General features: G+C 40.8%; 8 protein-coding genes. All 8 read right to left on the bottom strand.

Annotated features, from left to right (window positions below):
• Nucleotides 1-297 (bottom strand): hypothetical protein (locus tag BBH99_RS19335; RefSeq protein ID WP_131799232.1); only part of this gene is annotated, 297 nt, incomplete at its 3' end.
• Nucleotides 294-1,565: a condensation domain-containing protein gene (locus BBH99_RS19330; protein ID WP_066699667.1), complete on the bottom strand. Its 1,272-nt coding sequence runs from the start codon at nt 1,563-1,565 to the stop codon at nt 294-296. The genes BBH99_RS19330 and BBH99_RS19335, both read right to left, overlap by 4 nt.
• 3 nt (nt 1,566-1,568) lie before the next feature.
• Entirely contained in the window at nt 1,569-3,971 is a 2,403-nt protein-coding gene (locus tag BBH99_RS19325; protein ID WP_066699665.1) for a glycosyltransferase, read from the bottom strand.
• Entirely contained in the window at nt 3,964-4,746 is a 783-nt protein-coding gene (locus BBH99_RS19320) for an alpha/beta fold hydrolase (RefSeq protein WP_066699663.1), read from the bottom strand. Before BBH99_RS19320 ends, BBH99_RS19325 begins: the two co-directional genes overlap by 8 nt.
• A complete protein-coding gene (locus tag BBH99_RS19315; RefSeq protein WP_002977699.1) occupies nt 4,737-5,036 on the bottom strand; it encodes an acyl carrier protein in 300 nt (99 codons plus the stop codon). Before BBH99_RS19315 ends, BBH99_RS19320 begins: the two co-directional genes overlap by 10 nt.
• Entirely contained in the window at nt 5,024-9,289 is a 4,266-nt protein-coding gene (locus BBH99_RS19310; protein WP_066699661.1) for a type I polyketide synthase, read from the bottom strand. The genes BBH99_RS19315 and BBH99_RS19310 overlap by 13 nt, the downstream gene beginning before the upstream one ends.
• 19 nt (nt 9,290-9,308) lie before the next feature.
• On the bottom strand, nt 9,309-16,352 hold the full coding sequence (locus BBH99_RS19305; protein ID WP_066699659.1) for a type I polyketide synthase: 7,044 nt from the start codon (nt 16,350-16,352) through the stop codon (nt 9,309-9,311).
• An 856-nt stretch (nt 16,353-17,208) separates the two neighbouring features.
• Complete coding sequence (locus BBH99_RS19300; protein WP_066699657.1) at nt 17,209-17,664, bottom strand: DoxX family protein; 456 nt, start codon at nt 17,662-17,664, stop codon at nt 17,209-17,211.
• Nucleotides 17,665-17,820 lie beyond the last annotated feature (156 nt).

Genomic DNA, 17,820 nt, shown 5'->3' with positions numbered 1-17,820 from the left:
TAAGATTTTCCATTCTTTCTGAGACTCGGTAAGCCAGTCTTCATCTGTTTTTCTTTCTACAATGCGGAGTGGGATAGGAGCGATGTCTTTTTCTTCTATAAAAAACGGGTATTTCTCACTTTTAGAGTCTATAACCACTCTTAACAAGGCATGTTTCTTCTGGATTTTTTCCAGAGCAGTTTTAAAATTCTGCTCCGGAATTTCTCCTTTTATTTTCGCTGCAAATACGCAGTTTACAGGGGTTTCGGGATCTACATACATGATCCTTTCCACCATCATTAGTTTTCTTTTGATCATGATACGGCGATATATTCCAGTTGCAGCTTAATAATCTTCATGATTTCATCTCGGATGGCCAGGGCATCGGTATACGGCAAATAGCCTTCACTTCCTACAAATGAAAAATCCATTTTCCCACGGTAGGTAGAAACTACCAGTGTGGTGGTATTGCCCAGCGGACCAATCACAGACGGGCTGAAAATAGTATCTACCGAAAATTCTTTATACTCATGAGGAATCTGAATGCGTCCCAGATTGGAAAACATACAGTCATTAGAGGATTTTCCGTTCTTTAAAAGTTTGGTGAAATTATTCAACGCATCATGTCCGGATTCCATCACCATCATGGTAATATAAGGGTCAAGCTTAGAAGTTTTACGTTCTACAGAAGCCTGCATCGCATGTAAGTTCTCTATAAAGCTCAGTTTTTCATTGGCAGAAACTACGATCATCAATCCAAAAGCAAAAATATGATCGCTTTTAACCTGGGTAGCAAAACGTCTGATATCTACAGGACAGGACACTTTATTGAAAGCTCCGGCTCCTTTTACTTTCTTGAAAGCCTGAAGCAAAGCAGCACTTAAGAACGTGTTCACGGTAGCCCCATTGGCTTTGCAATAGGAAATCAGCTGCTGGCTTACCGTTTCATCTATTTTCCAACTGATTAAATAGTCATTTTGACGGTCAATAGATTTTTTACCGGTAGGAATAACCTTAATGGCTGTAGCCGCTAATCTTCCGATGAATCTGGCCTTTAATTTTTGCTTTCTGCTGTTTAAAATATTTGCCGGAACCACGTCCTCAATACCTAAAATAGGGTTTTCTATCCCAATATCAGCCTTTGGATTATCCAATACCTTTAAAAATTCGTAGAGAAAAGCCATTGCAGAACCACCATCGCATAAACAATGGTGGAACGCAAAAAGCATGTCAGAAACGTCTTCCCCCTTGATCCAGACAAACCGGATAAGAGGTAATTTTTTAGGATCGAATAAAGTATTCCATTCCCTTCTGGATTCTTCCTGCCACTGATCTTCTCCTTGTCTGGCAATAATTCGTACCGGAATGGAGATCGGGTTTTCAGGAACATCAAACCAGGGGATATTTTGATCATCGTGAGCAATAAGTGCCCTTAACCACGGATGTTTTTGCTGGATCTGAGCCAAAGCCTGCTGGATATCCTTTAATGCAAAGGTACCTCTGAGCCTGAAAGGGATTACCGCATTGAACGGTTCTGTTCCGTCTCCCAGTAACATTCGTTCGCCAAATAACAATCTTCTTTTCATAAGCTAGACAGATGCTAAAGTGGAATGTTCCTGTACAAAGTTTTCCAGCAATTCTACTGCTTTATCATTACCTCCGGCAAGATGGAAAGTATTTTGAACTTCTTTCGCAGCTGCTCTGTATTTAGGATTTTCCAGTAATTCAAAAACAGTTTCACGAAGGGCTTCTACACGAAGTCTTTTGTATCGGATGCTGATTCCGCAGCCTGCCTGCTCAATTAATTTCGCAATATGGAAATGGTCGTAAGCGATAGGCGTGATTAACATCGGTAATCCATTACGGAAAGTATCATTCACCGTATTGAAACCGCCGTGGCAGATCACCATATCCATTCTCTGCATCACCGCGGATTGAGGTACGAAGCTGTTCACAATAAAGTTCTCCGGCCATTCTTCAAAGATTTCCGGTGGAGTAGCGGCAATAATGGTAACCGGCTGGTCTTTAAATGCTGCGATGATCTTTTCAAAGAAAGCTTTTCTGATGTCTACCAATAAAGTCCCCAGTGATACGAAGATTTTTGGAGTAGTAGAAGCATTTAATTTATCCCAGTCAAATGGCGCATCATTCGGACGACCTTTTACCGGGCCTACAAATTTCATGTGAGAAGGTACGGTATCAAAACCTGCAAAAGCCTGTGAAGTAAAGACCATATTCAGTTTATGGGAATGAATATAAATTCCTTCCTCATGAATTCCAACTTCTTTTTGTAGATCTTTGATCAGATTTTGCTGCCATTCCCAGATTTTAGGAGCACTTTTTTCAGTATCTCCCATCACATCCGGTGGAACAGGTGTTGTGGTTACACAAGGAATATGATGCTTGTGAGCGAAAAGCGCACCTCCGAAGGTGATACAGTCGTTCACAATTACGTCAGGCATCCAGCTTTCTGTTAATCTCGTTAACCCCGGCATCATCATTTTAGCGAAAGGAACATACGTTTCTTCCAATGCCAGTTTCATGACTTCAGGACCTGAACAAGCTGGACCGTCATCCTGTCTTTTTAAAATGCGGGCAATTTCGTCCTGATAAGGAATAAGATCTTCTTCAGGGTAGAAGTAAGAGCCTCCTTCCGGAATATGTTTGCTGTCTAAAGGCGTAATACCGAACCATTTTACTTCGTGGCCACGGGCAATAAGGCTTGCTCCCACACTTAATGTAGGGCTCACATGTCCGAAAAACGGCGGAACAACGAATAAAAATTTAGATGGTTTTTCGTGTTTGGAAGCCTTTGTGATGGCTTCTTCCAATAAATTAGCTGCTGTAGATGCTCCTCCTGCTTCCATAAAAGATTGTCCTACTTTTTGAGCCGCCTCACGGTAGCTCGGGTTATTTAAAATTTGTTGTACTGCTTCTCTCAGGTGATTAGCTTTAAATCTGTTAAAGTTCAATCGTTCACCTGCTTCTGTACGCACTACACGTCCTGCAACGTGCGACTGGTCATACGCAATAGGAATCACTACCAAAGGAATCCCGTTGGATAAGGTTTCAGAAACGGTATTGTGACCGCCATGGCAAACCACGCCATCAAGATGAGGTAACAGATCCAGTTGCGGAACCTGCTGGTACACCATAAAATTATCCGGCCACTGCTCGAAAAGCTGCGGATCAGAAACGACTACAACCGTTAAATCTTCGTCTTTAAAAGCATCTACAACCTTTTGGAAGAATGCTTTTTTATGATCGTGATCGAAAGTGGTTCCGATGCTTACTAAAATCTTTTTATTGGTGGCATTTTTCAATCTGTCCCAATCGAATTCGCAAGAGATTCGTCTTTCAGTAAGAACGGGTCCTGTGAATTTGTATTGAGGTTCCAAATCGTCCATATCCCCAAAGAAATACGTTGAAGTTAAAACAAGGGTCAGAAGATCTGAAGTGGCCAGAGAACGCTCTTCATGGAAGCCTAATTCTTTCTGTAAATCGATGATTTGATTCACTTCCCATTCGTGAACTTTAGGCAGCTCATTCATGATTTTAATGGCAGCCGGAGCGGTAACGGAAGTTGCACAAGGAATTCCAAGAGCTTTTGCAGCAACAGGTGCAGCAAATAACTGGTGGTCACCGATAATTAGATCGGGTTGGTAGGTCTTTAATAAAGCCACAATCCCATTATAGCAATGTCTGTTCAGTGGAATAAGAACTTCTTCGTAAAGGAACTTCACGCTGTCTATTCCGTAGACTACTTTTTTGGAAATAATATCAAGATATTGTTCGCTTTCTTTCTTTTCTTCATCGGTCTGATCGTATTGGATCAGCAATAATTTTCCGCCCTCCGGAAGTTTAGCCTCTAAAGTAGGGTCAAGGCTGATCCAGGCTACTTCATGCCCTCTTTCCAACAAGGTAGCACCAATGCTTAGGGTAGGATTCACATGTCCTGTTAAGGGGGGAACTATAAATGCAAATTTAGCCATGGTTTTTCGTTAAAATATTAGATAAAAACTGGGCGATCGTCTCTGCAATGAGCTGAGGTTCCTGGATGGGAATATTGTGATCGCCGGAAATCAATTCAAGCTCGGACGAACCGATTTGAGACTGCAGCCATTCTCCTGTAGGCCTGCAGTTGGAATCAGCACCGTAAAGCAATAAAGTGGAAGCTTTCAGTTGATTGAAATCTGCTTCCCCAAGGAAATGTTTTTCCTTAATCATATCTGCTTTGATGCTGGTTTGATTAAACAGAAACTCATACATACGATGATTCTTTTCCATTTGTCTTTTGCCCATCTGGACTTTGGTGGTATCTGTAAAATTGGCTACATAATGCTCAAGGAATTCTTTGCTGTATTCATCAATGATATTACGGGCTTTTTCGTCCTGCGGATCCGGAGCTTCCATCACCACCAGTTGATTAATGCGTTCAGGATATGTTAAGGCTGTCTTTAAAGCAATAAGACCGCCGAAGCTATAGCCTACAAGATGTACTTTTTCCAGTTGAAGGTGATCTATTAAACCTATCAGATCGGATGACATGTTGTCGAGGTCGTATCCATCCAAAAAGCGTTCACTCATACCGTGACTTTTCAGATCGTACATCACCACATGGAAATGTTTTGCCAGAATAGGGGCAATATTAAAATAATAAATGGACAGGTTACTGAACATACCGTGGATTAAGACCACGGTTTGTTCGGCTCCTTTATTGAGTTCCTGTATATGAACTTGTCTGTTATTGACAGTGATTATTGGCATTCGTAGATATAATTGATGATCATACTAAGGTCAAGATTAATAAGCTGGTCAAGATCCATAGAAGATAACCAACCTGTAAAGTCGATCTGATCGCCAAAATGCGCCTTGATCTTTTCAGAGAAAGAGACAATCTCGATGCTGTCCATTTCAAGATCTTTGGTGAATGAACTTTCCGGAGTAATATCCATCTCCTCTACAAATTCAGCCCCTATCACTTCAGTAATAAAACCTTTTAATAAAGTAAAAAGTTCTTCGTGGTTCATTTTTAATGTTGCGTTTACAGTGTCCATCCGATAATATAATTTTTATGTTTAACAGTTTTGATTTCAATGTTGTTGATCCACAAGTGATCGTCTTTTATGTGTTCGACTTCGAAGGCTTTTGGATTCCCTTTCAGTCCGGTTCCTAAGAACTTTCCGTAAGCCTCTTTGGCTACCCAGAAACGGGTGGTCCATTCTGCCTGGTCTTTTCCTTTTAATAAGGCTAATTCATGGTCTGTAAATACCAGATCATAGAATCCTTCGCTGCGTTCTTCCATGATTTCCATATCAATTCCTACAGATTTGCCATATCTCGCAATTCCCACAGCTTCTTTTCCTTTGTGAGCCAATGAAATATGGATGTCTTCTGTAAAATCACTGATGAGGTAAGGTTTCCCCACTTCATCGGAACGGATTTCGAAGGTGATCGGGAAGCAGGCATGATTTTTTTCCTTACGAAGAAGGTTTCTCACGGCGTCTTTCACTGCCACACGGCTTACCATCCAGTTTTTCTTCTTGTTGGGTAATAATTGCTGGTGATGCTGTTTTTCCGTTTGGTTGAAATATCTTTTCAGGATGAAATCCCATGAAGCGACTCTGGTATAAGCCTGGTGGAAGAAGAATACTTCCGGAGCGATTTCTTCAGAAAGACGGTTGTGCAGTGGCGACATGGAAACATTCCATAACGCGGCATCAATTTCCAGTCTTCTGTTCTGCCATCCTGTGATGGCGCACCATACTTTTCCGTCTCTTTTCAGAATAATATCTGCGATGGCAAATTCATCATTAAGCTCAGTAAGCATACAGGTACATTCAAAAATACCATCCTGATCGTGCATATCGCCAAAGAATTCAATATCTCTGATCTTCACCGGGAAGGCGATACGGTCTTTCACTAAAGTAAGCTGCAGCCAAAGTCCGAATAATTGTCCGGCATTGTCCAGCAGAGATCCTTTTCCGCCGTTTCCTTTGATCTTTCCAATGATTCCTTTGTTTCCAACCGCTGAAACCTCTGTAATTCCCTGGTATTTCTCTCCATGGAACATGTGGGCATCATAGATTTCTTCAGGCGTTCTTTCAATCGGTAAAAGGTCACCAATGGAAAGGTTGAAGGTTGGAGTAGGAACGGCTGAAGATTTTAAGATCACTTCAGCATTGGCGAAGTTTTCAATATCGAGATATGCATGGTTTTCGCCACGCCATTGTCCTTTCACGGTTTTCTCAAAAGGCTGGGCAACGTTCATCCATTGGAATACACTTACATTCATGATTTTATGAACCTGTGTTCCCGGGACTTCTGCTTCTGCAATTTCAGCAAGCTGCTCAAAGATCATGGTCATCGGGATGACCGGTTCCATATCCGCTACATGAGCCCATCCTTTTGGCTGTCTCAATAAGCTGTGGTCAATCAGGTATGGATGACTTTCAAGCGTAACATACAGATCTTTTGAGAAGGTTATACTTCTTGGTGCTTGTGGAGCAGCGTGCTGTGCTACAGGAGCAACCTGGGCAGGACGTGGCATCGTAATCTCCGGACGGTTCTGGAATAAAGTAAGAACTTCTTCCTGCATACGGATCATATCATTCACATTGTCCTGGAATGCCTGTACCAATGGATGACCACTTTTGGCAGTCATGGCTGAAGCTGAGGCAGTATATTGTTTTGGTGTTTCAAAGGCTTGTGCTAAGGCTTTTACTTCTTTAAAATTTCTGATAATAGGCGAGCCTAATTCCAGTTTAATGCCTTTTCCTGATGATTTTTTTGATTGCTGCTGAACTTCTAAGAAATCAAGAGCAATGGTTTTCCCTTCTACAAATAATGACGCGACAACACGTTGTAACTGTGCCAATGCAGAACGGGTAGGGATGCTGGAAGGAATGGTGCTGAATGCTTTTCCTTTCAACGTATCATCAATAAATCCGATCAGTCCGCCAGTACCTACCTGGATGAATACTCTGGCACCTTCTTCATATAATTTATCTGTCAGTTCACGGAAACGGACAGGCTCTACCAAATGCTCGGCACTCAGTTTTCTGATCGCTGCCTGATCTGCCGGATAAGGTTCTAAAGTCGTAGCAGACCATAATGGAATCTTCGTTTTCTGGAACTGTGCTTTTTCCATTCCGGCAAGGATCACATCCAGTTTATCAGCGATAAATGGAGAGTGAAATCCGGATTGGAACGGCAGTACCTGATGGAAGATCTGTTTTGATTTTAATTGCGGAACCAATTCATCCAATGCAGCATTGCTCCCGCAAAGAATGACCTGATTAGGGCAATTGTCATTGGAAATATACAGGTCTGAAATTTCAGTAATAAAAGGCTGTACCACATCAATTCCGGCACCGATGGCAATGAACTTGGAGTCTTTTAATTCAAAAGTTTCCGGATTCAGAACATCAATTAAGGCTTTTACAGAATTGGCTTCTGCTAACTCTGATGAATATCCTGCCAGCCATTCTCCTAAACTGTGTCCGGCATTCATATCTGGGATAATGCCCAGTTTTTTCAATGAATTGTCAAGGATACTGCAGTTGTTGAATATATTTAAAGCATCGGTTAAAAGACCTTCACCTTCGGTTTCTATAGGCGCTGTTAATCCGAAATAACGGCTTACACTTTCCACTTCACCTTTTGCCAGGCCATCCAAACCAGGGAATACAAAGGCTACTTTTCCACCATCTTTTAATAATGGAGTAGAAGTGTACCAGATGTCCTGCTTGTTTTTCCAGATCAGGTTTTTAGAAACGATTTTAAGGGCTTTTTCTATTCTTGCAGGTGTAGGATCGAATATGGCTACTCTGAAATCTCCTTCTCCTAAAGTGGTATCGTTATTTTGTAATGCAGAAACCAATTCTTCATGTGTAGGTCTGGCCAATAGCAATACCTTGTCTTTTTTAGGCATATCATAGCCTTCAAGAACAACGTGTGCATTGATTCCTCCAAACCCGAAAGCATTAACCGCTGCTACTTTTGGAAGCCCTGTTGTTGACCAGTTTTTGGCTTCCTGTACCGGTTCAAATCTTGTATTTTGCATTTCTGCCGTTGGATTTTCACAGTACAATGTTGGCGGTAAAGTATCGTGGTGTAAAGCAAGACAGGTTTTAATCAGTCCTGCGATTCCTGCAGCCGGCATGGCATGCCCGATATTGGATTTTACAGAACCGATTCCAGCCACTGGAGCAGATTCTTCTTTTCCGAAGAACTGTGCTAAGGTCTGAAGTTCGGTTTTATCTCCAAGCGGAGTTCCGGTACCATGAGCTTCAAGGTAACCTACTTTATTTTTATCGAGATCAGCATTGATCCAGGCTTGTTCTAAAGCTTTCAGCTGACCTTTTACGGATGGGCTCATCACGCTGGTTCCGTTACCGTCACTGCTTACTCCCACCCCTTTGATCACTGCATAGATTTTATCCTGATCGCGAACGGCGTCTTCCAATCGTTTTAAAACGACGAAACCACATCCTTCGCCAATCAGTAATCCATCAGCATCCATACTGAAGGGCTTGATCTGCTGTTGACGGGACATTGCTCCCAATTGAGCAAAAATACTCCAGAACGCAGCATTTTGTCCGGTGTGAACACCTCCGGCGATCATCATATCGGAACGTCCTCTCTGAAGTTCCTGTACAGCGTGATCTACAGCGATTAAAGCACTGGCACAAGCAGCATCCACGGTAAAAGCAACGCCTCCAAGGTCAAAACGGTTGGCTACCAATGACGCTACCAGATTGGGAATTAATCCCATGGCAGTATCAGCAGCGAAACGTCCTTTGCGTTCCTGGAAAGCATGTTTTACTTTTTCAATATCAGCAGAAGAAACCTGAGGGAGCAATTCCTGCAATAAGGAGGAAATCTGTTCTCCGGTTCTTACAATTTCAATGGCACGGGTAGCTCCCGGCCCGGTATAATTTCCTTTCCCGATGATAATTCCTGCTTTTTCAAGGGAAATATTCTTTTGAAATACTCCGGCATCTTCTAAAGCTTTTTGAACTAAATCAAGGGTCAGTAAATGATCAGGTTCTGTTCCTTCCACCGCAAGGGGTAAAATTCCAAAAGTGGTAGGATTAAACTCATAATCAGGAATAAACCCGCCTCGTTGGCAATAGAAACGATCGACAGGGTTGGTGGCATCACTAAAATGCACCGGATCTATCCTATCTGCCGGAGCGGATTGGGTAGAGTCTACTTTATTGACAATATTCTGCCAAAAAGTATGGGCATCCTGCGCCCCGGGAAAGACGCAGGATAGTCCAACTACAGCAACATCTGTTTTTTTCATGTTTAGTGTATACAGAGGGTTACCAATTATTTCCTGACATGATAAGCACTTGGCTTTCAGTTCCGTATTTTATTTCGTTAAGGAAGATTTCTTTTCCTTCATCCAATGGGATCATGGAAATTCCTCTGCGTTCGTATTCAGACTCAAGGGTGGAAGAAACCATTCCTGCTCCTTTCCAAGGTCCCCAGTTGATAGAGATTACTTTTCCTTGCAGTCTTTTATTCAGAGCGTTAGCGTAATCATCCAGTACACTGTTGGCAGCCGCATAATCTGTCTGGCCTTTGTTACCATATACGGATGCGATACTTGAGAATAAAACAACGAACTGGCAGTCTGTGCGAAGCTGTTCAGCCAATACACGAAGTGGTTTTACTTTGGTATCAAATACACGTCCGAAAGAAGAAGTCGTCTTTTGTTTGAATAATTTATCTTCTAAAAGACCTGCTCCGTGGATTACTCCGTCTAAACGGTTGTATTTTTCGTAAATACTGCTGATTAAATTACTTAATCCTTCTTCGTCACAAAGGTCTAGAGATTGATAAATAATAGTGTTTCCAAGCGCTTCCATATCACGGATCGTGCGTAGGATCTGATTATTTTTGAAAATTTTCGTGGTTTCTTTTTCGATTTCAGCTGGAGAGGTGAATTTTCCGGACTTAATTAAGTAAGCTCTGATTTCTTCCTTAGTCTTCATTCCTTCAAATTCTTTAGCAGAAGCTTCATTTCTTGGATCTGCTGATCTTCCTACTAAGATATAAGTACATGGATACGCCTGAGACATATGTTTCACCAATTCTGCAGTGATTCCCTGTGCTCCGCCTAATACCAGTACTACTGATTTCTGATCTAACTGAATGTGTGCTTCATTTAAACTTGTTGACAATGGAGAAGGGATGATATCTACCTTGTGTCTTTGCTCGTTTTTATAAATAACCTCAGCAGGTTTATCGTTGGTTAATATTTCCTTTAAAGTAATATCAGCGATCTGATCTACTTCCTGAGGAGTACTTAAGCTGATGAATCTGCAAGTGGTATGATCGAATTCTCTTGCTAAACTTTTGAAAAGTCCAGGATAACCTTGGTGATGACGTAATACACTTACATCATTGATTTCCTGAATGTGAGCTGCAATATCAGAGATCAGATACACCCATTTTGCTTTGTCAAAGTCAAGTTTTTTAATTAAATCAACATGATCGATAATGCTTGGTTTATCAGTTGTTGAGAACAGGTCTAGCATGATTAATCCGTCAACATGTGAAAGATCTTTGTCTGCGTTAACCAATTCTACGATAGCTCCGTGTTTTTCCAATTCAGCTTTAATGGCTGAGGTTTGTTGGGTGTCATCCTGAGTGATGGCGAAACGTTTTCCTTGCAGAATATCCGTATTTTGTACGGATGAAGCATCGGTAGGAGTGATGTCAAAACGAAGACGTGATAATACATTGTTTGTAGCTTCAGAAGTTACTTCTTCCTTTACTTCGTTTTTTACGTCATTGGTTTCACCGCTCATTTCACTGATCCAGCTTGCCAATCCGCGAAGGGTTTTAATGGCTGCCAGTTTTTCCATGACATCATCAGCCTGTTCAAGATTTTCACCAAAACCGATCTTGTTTTTAAGATCAGCAATGATTTCCATACGCTTGATAGAATCGATGCTAAGGTCTGCTTCCAAATCTAAATCTAATCCTAACATCTCTTTTGGATACCCTGTTTTTTCGCTTACGATATTCAGAATAGCGTTTTGAAGGTCTTCCAGTGATAATGCAGATTTTGCTTGTGGTTTTGAAGAGACCTCAGGTGCAGTTCCGTTTTTTTCTGGAGTTGCTGCAGCTGTATCTGCTCCGGAGAATTCAGTAAGCCATGAAACTAATCCGCTTAGAGTTTTAATTCCTGCCAATTGTTCCATCACCATATCTTCATTGGTGTTGCCTTTCGCTAATGTTCCCAGTTCGTTACGAAGCGTTCCGATGATTTCCACTCTTTTGATAGAGTCGATACTTAAATCAGCTTCAAGGTCCATTTCCATACCCAGCATTTCCTGAGGATATCCTGTTTTATCACTTACCACCTGTAGTAATAATGCTTTGATATCTCTGGTAGGAGCAGCTTTTACAGCAACGGCAGTAGCAGCTACAGCAACAGTTGCTGTTTGTTGAACCTGCTGTACAGGAATTGTACGTTCAGGAACAGGAGCTGGCATTGGCGTATTGTAAACAGGCAATGGATTCACCTGAGGATTCTGTCCCATAAAGGAAAGCATCACATCACGTTGTGCCTGTATCATTAATTTCATGCTGTTCAAATATTCCTGCAGCATACGTTCTGCCGTAGATAGGCTTTCCGGTGCAGGAGCTTGCGTATTATGAGTAGTAAAATTGTTCATGGGAATAGGGTTTATAATAGGGAGTGCACCATTAGCAGGCAATGAACCTGTTGTCGGATGTGCAGCTTGTCCGTTAACACGCCAGATGGCAGGGCTTTTCTTGTACAACTCAGGCTGATTGATATCCACAAGCTGAACGAAACGGCCATCGAAAAGTTTCTCAATATTGAAGCTGCGTCCGGTTCCTAAGTACTGTGCCAACATGCACAATAAATGAGTGAATTTATTACGGCTGCTGTCTTCAACATATAAAGTCAACTGGTCTTTTTCAATACATGATTTTGCTAATCCTGTAAGAACTTTTCCAGGTCCTACCTCGATGAAGATTCTTGCACCGTCGTTATACATCGCCTGCATCTGTTCCACGAATCTTACAGGCTGTACCAAATGTTCAGTCAGTCTTTCTTTAATGTCTGCAGGGTTCGAAGGATATACTTCTGCTGTTGTATTTGACCATACTGGGATCTGCATTTCCTCAAAAGGAACGTCTTTTAATACGTCAGCATACAATTCTTTTGATTTAGCCAATAACGGACTATGGAATGCACATGCTACTTCTAATTTTTTAGCAGAAATACCTTCCTGTTTAAGGACTTCCAATAGCTTATTGATGGCTTCTGTAGTTCCTGCGATAACACATTGAGTAGGAGCATTGAAATTAACCGGATAGCATCCTTCCACTTTAGCAATGATCGGTTGTAAACGTTCGTGAGTAGCACTTGCAGCTAACATAGAACCCGGATCACCACCTTCTACTGAGTTTAGGATAGATTGAGCTCTCTGGATACTTAAATCAACCAATTGATCTTCTGCAAATACTCCTGAGAAACACAAAGCAGGTAATTCACCATAGCTATGACCAGCCAGCATATCAGGAATAATTCCTAATGATTCTAAGAATTTGGCTAATGCAAGATCAACAATTCCTAAAAGCGGTTGTGCTAAACGGGTATCTTTAATGGTTTCTTTCTGTTGTTTTAAATCTGCTTCATTGAAGGTTGTAGAAGGGAAAACTACTTTTTCAAGCTCAGGATAATTGTCAATCACCTTACGCATAGCCGGGAAGACTACGAATAAATCACGGGCCATATTGATTCTCTGGCTTCCTTGTCCAGGGAATGTGAAGGCTACTTTCCCTTCTTTTTTGCTGACTGTGAAAGTATCTTTGGTTTCAATTCCTACCAATACTAACTCAATTTTCATCATCAGATCCACAGCGGTATCAGCTACAATACTGAACTGAATCGGCTTTTCTGAACTGATGCTTAAGCTGTAAGCAATATCTTTTAATGGAATCTCATCATTGATTTCCAATAATGTTTTGATCTGGCTTGATTGTCCTTTTGCTTCTTCATAAGTATCCCCACGGAATACAAATAACTCTGAAGGCCACGACTGCATCGCAATAGAATCATCTTTTTTCGGATGGTTGGCAATGACAGTGTGGAAGTTGGTTCCCCCAAATCCAAAAGCACTGACTCCTGCATAACGGTTTTTCTCCGTCCATAATCCTGTTTCAGCGTGGAAAGAGAATGGACTGGTTTGTGCGTTATAATAAGCGTTCGGATTTTTAAGGTGAAGGGTAGGAGGTTTCACACCATGGTAAACAGCAAGAGAAGCTTTGATTAAACCTGCTAATCCTGCAGCACATTTAGTATGTCCGATCTGCGTTTTCACGGAACCTAAATGCGTCTGTCCCGGTAATGCACCTGAACGGCTGAATAAATTCGTTAAAGCACTTAATTCTGTTTTGTCTCCAACAACAGTTCCTGTACCGTGAGCTTCTACCAATCCTACAGATGCAGCACTGATTCCTGCCTGAGTATAAGCACGTTCTAATGCTCTTACCTGACCTACTTTTCTAGGAGCAGTTAAACCAAGAGCTTTACCATCACTGGATCCGCCAACTCCTTTGATTACTGAATAAATACGGTCACCATCGTTGATGGCATCTTCATATCTTTTCAGAACAAGGATTGCAATTCCTTCTCCAAGGGCAATTCCGTCTGCCTCACTGTCAAATGTAGCACATCTTCCTTTTCTGGAAAGGGCATGGGTGCTGGAGAACATCAGGTAATCATTAATTCCATTGTGTAAATCTGCCCCTCCGGCAAGAACCATATCAGATTTTCCTAATACAAGTTCCTGACAAGCTAAATCCAGGGCTGCCAAAGACGATGCACAAGCTGCGTCTACAGTAAAGTTTCTTCCGCCTAAATCCAGACGGTTCGTAATCCTACCTGCGATCACATTGGCCAAAATACCAGGGAAAGAATCCTCTGTAGTATGTGGGAAGGCTTCTTTTACTTCTTCGTGAAGTTCTCCGAAGACTTGTTTATAATATCCTCTGAAACTATAGCTGTTGGCAAGGTCATTACCGCCTTCAGCTCCGATAATTACAGAGATGTTTTCTCTATTAATGTGTTTTTCACCATATCCGGCATCTTCCATAGCACGTTTTGCTACCAATAAAGTAAGCAATTGTGTAGGCTCAATAGCGGCTAATGATTGTGGCGGAATACCGAATGCAAGTGGATCAAAGTCTATTTTTGGAATGAAACCACCCCATTTTGAGTGAGATACATCCGCTTCATCTGAATCCGGTTTATAATAAAGTTCTTTGTTCCATCTTTCATCCGGAACTTCGGTAACGCTGTCTTTTCCTAAGATGATATTTCTCCAGAATTCATCCAGGTTTTTAGCACCTGGGAAGATACATTCCATTCCTACGATAGCGATATCTAAAGGCTTTTCGCTGGATGTTGGTAATTCTGATAATTCAGCGTTTTGAATATATTCGTAATTGTTGATACTGACATTTTGGTGAAGCTCTTCAAGGGTAAGCACTTTGTTGTGCATGGTAGCGATCTGCCCAATCATGTACATTCCAAGGTCTAGCTGATCATCTTTAGGTATGTTGACTAACTGATCTCCCTGGCGCTCAATTCCTTTAGCGGCAATTCTTAAACGGCCCACGTTAAGTTTTTCCAGCTTTTCCCAAACTTCTTTTTTATCGGTTCCGGCTGCTAATAGTTTAGCTTTCTCCGTATTGAAGTGGTTCGCAAAGGCTGTATTTAAACAACGGGTTTCGTGACCGGGTGCTGTTTCTAATAAAACGGTATCCTTAGCCTGCATCGCCTGTAACTGGAACTCTTCCTGAATGGCTCCGGTTTGTACAGCTTCCTGAGTGTACAGATAAGCAGTACCCATCAGAACTCCCACTTTTACTCCTCTGGCAGCTAATGGAGCAGCCATAATGGAAACGAATGCTGTTGAAAAATCATTATGGATTCCCCCTGCGAAAAATACGCTGATATTTTCCGGATGGTCTTCTTTTAAGATGCGTTCAATCTGTTTTTCCCAAAGAACCATGCTGGATAATGGACCAACGTGTCCACCACACTCACGGCCTTCAAAAATAAAGCTCTTGGCACCTTCTTTTAGGAAAATATCCAACAGGGCAGGAGATGGAACATGCAGGAATGTCTTTATTCCTGCTTTTTCAAATATTTTAGCCTGTGCAGGTCTTCCGCCAGCAATTAAAACGACAGGTGGTTGAGCTTCAAGGATGTAAGACGTCTGTTCATCTCTTAGTTCCTGAGGGGCAAATCCTAAAATTCCTACACCCCATGTTTTGTTGCCTGCCAGTTCCTTGGTTTCCATTACCAAAGATTTTGCTGAGTTTCCTTTCAATAAAGATAAAGCAACAAAAGGTAAGGCCCCTGCTTCTGCTACTGCATTGGCAAATCCGGGAACATCACTTACACGGGTCATCGGTCCTTGTGCGATTGGATATTTTAATCCAAGTTCCTGTGCTAACGGATTGTTTTGGTTGATCACCTGAAGGGCTTTTGCCTGTTTCAAGTGGCCGTGCATAGCTTCTTTAAGCCCGAAAGCCAGTTTTTTCAGTGTTCTGAATTCTTCATACAGGTCTGTTGCCAGCGAAATATCCTGGCCCATTGGGATATAACTTTTGCTGATGTCAAGATCTGTAAAATACTGTTGAAGATCTTCAGCGCTAATATCATCCGGTAATGAAGGTGAATTAGGCCTTACTAATACTCTGTGATCGGCAATAATTTTAGTTTCAGTTCCATTAAGTTTTGAACACAAATCTTTGATGTCTTTGGGAACAGAGCTTTCAGGGAATAAAGCAAGCTGGCTGTCCAGTACAACACCTGTTGCTCCCAAGGCTTTTACGGCTGCGGCAGTATGGAGTCCTATTCCCCCCTGTACCCAAACCGGAATGCTTTTAATTTCATTGATAATGCGCTGGAACAATACAAAAGTTGATTCATAGCCGATGTGACCTCCCGCTTCATTTCCTTTGATGATGATTCCTTTGGCTCCTGATTCTTCAGCTTGTTTTGCTTCTTCCAAGCTGGTTACCTGATAAATGATATCCAGATCTGGATTTTGAGAAACGGTCATTCCAAATGGTAAGATCGCAAATCTTACATTTTCCGGAACTTGAAGTGCTGAAAATTGTTCATTAGAAACATAGATCCCATAAGCGGGTAAATTTGTTTCTTCAAGTTGACTGAGGGCTGCCTGGGCGGTCGTTAACTCTTGGCCTAAGCTGAGGACAGGAAATATACCCGCCTGATGCAATTTAGGCATAAGGTTGACATCCGGCTTTTCAAAAGGCGTTAGTCCAATAATGGTTAAGTTTTTCATGGCGTGATATGTTAGTAAGGATTTTGTAAAAAGGATATAAGTCTTTGAAACAAAGAAAAATAGATTATTACAAAATCATAAAATTGGTTTTTATTAGATTTTTAATAATAAAGGCTATCTGTTGAAAATTATTTAACAGTATATACTTGGCCCTAAGGTAATTAGAGTTGAAATAGGTGTCCGGCTTTTCAAAAGGCATAAGCCCAATAATGGTCAAGTTTTTCATTGCATTTAGTATTAAAATAATAATATGCGATTTTGCATTAAAACATCAATCTAATGAGGATAAAGACTGATTGTTCATTATGCATGAATAAAAATAATAAATTTATGATATATTTTCAATCATAAATAAAATTCGATAATAATTTTTCAACAAACATTTGTTGATTATTCAAATGTTATTAAAGTATTCGGTTTATTTTCTTATTCGTTATAAACAAGCCGGCACAATCTAGGTAACCATAAATATAAATAATTATAGTTAAAGAAATGTTAAGCAAAGATAGGAATAAAAAATAAAATATTTCAAAAAGAAGAGATTTGTTTTTGTTATATTACAAAAAGATAACATAAATAATTACCGCATAAAATGGGCAAAATCGGATGCTTTTTTTAGTCGTAAATTTTGAGTTGATTTTGTATGAAATTGATTTATATCATATTATTGGCATTAAAGAGAATGGCTTTTTGTGATTTATTTAAGATTTTTTTCCTGATAAGATTTTGAAATGAAGTAAATTTTTTTTATGTAATAAAGTAAAAGTGTTACGGAAATATGAAGTATAAATGAAAAAAAAGCAGCAAAAAGCTGCTTAGGTTTAAAAGATTAAAAAAGGGAATGGTTACTAGGATTTTATGCAGAAAGTTGATCTGCTGAGTATTTTCCTCCTCCTTGTATGATCAAAGTGAGGCACATCCCTAATACTAATAGGTGATATTCAAATCCTTCTGCTCCGGCTGGCATTTTTCCAAACCAGTTCATGAAAAATCCATGGGGAGCATGATCTACTACAATCATTCCTGTAAATAGAAAGAAAATGGCAATTGATGTAATCTTTGTCCAGATTCCGAACAGTATAAAAAAGGTTCCCAAACATTCTACAGCTATTGCAGTGGCTGCAACCCAACCTGGTAATCCAACCTGTGTTGTCATATAATGCATTTCCCCCTGTAATCCGGGACCGTTAAACCATCCAAATAATTTCTGTGCAGCATGTGGGAATAAAACGATTCCTAAAGTAAGACGCAGGACGAGTGATCCCCAGCCTCCATTGGTGGATTTTATCCATTGTTTAAGTGTATTGTCCATTTTGTTTTATTTTGATGAACAAAGTTAATGAGGCACTAGGCTTCTAAAGTGTGATGTATAATACAAAAAACCTGTGCTATTTATCACAGGTTTTTCTCATTGTCTTTATATTGCTGGCCTTTGAGGCGGTTTAAGGTTTCCCTGGTAATTCCTAAA

The sequence above is a fragment of the Chryseobacterium contaminans genome, assembly GCF_001684955.1.
Lineage (GTDB): Bacteria > Bacteroidota > Bacteroidia > Flavobacteriales > Weeksellaceae > Chryseobacterium > Chryseobacterium contaminans.
This window is presented reverse-complemented; position numbering and strand designations above follow the sequence as displayed.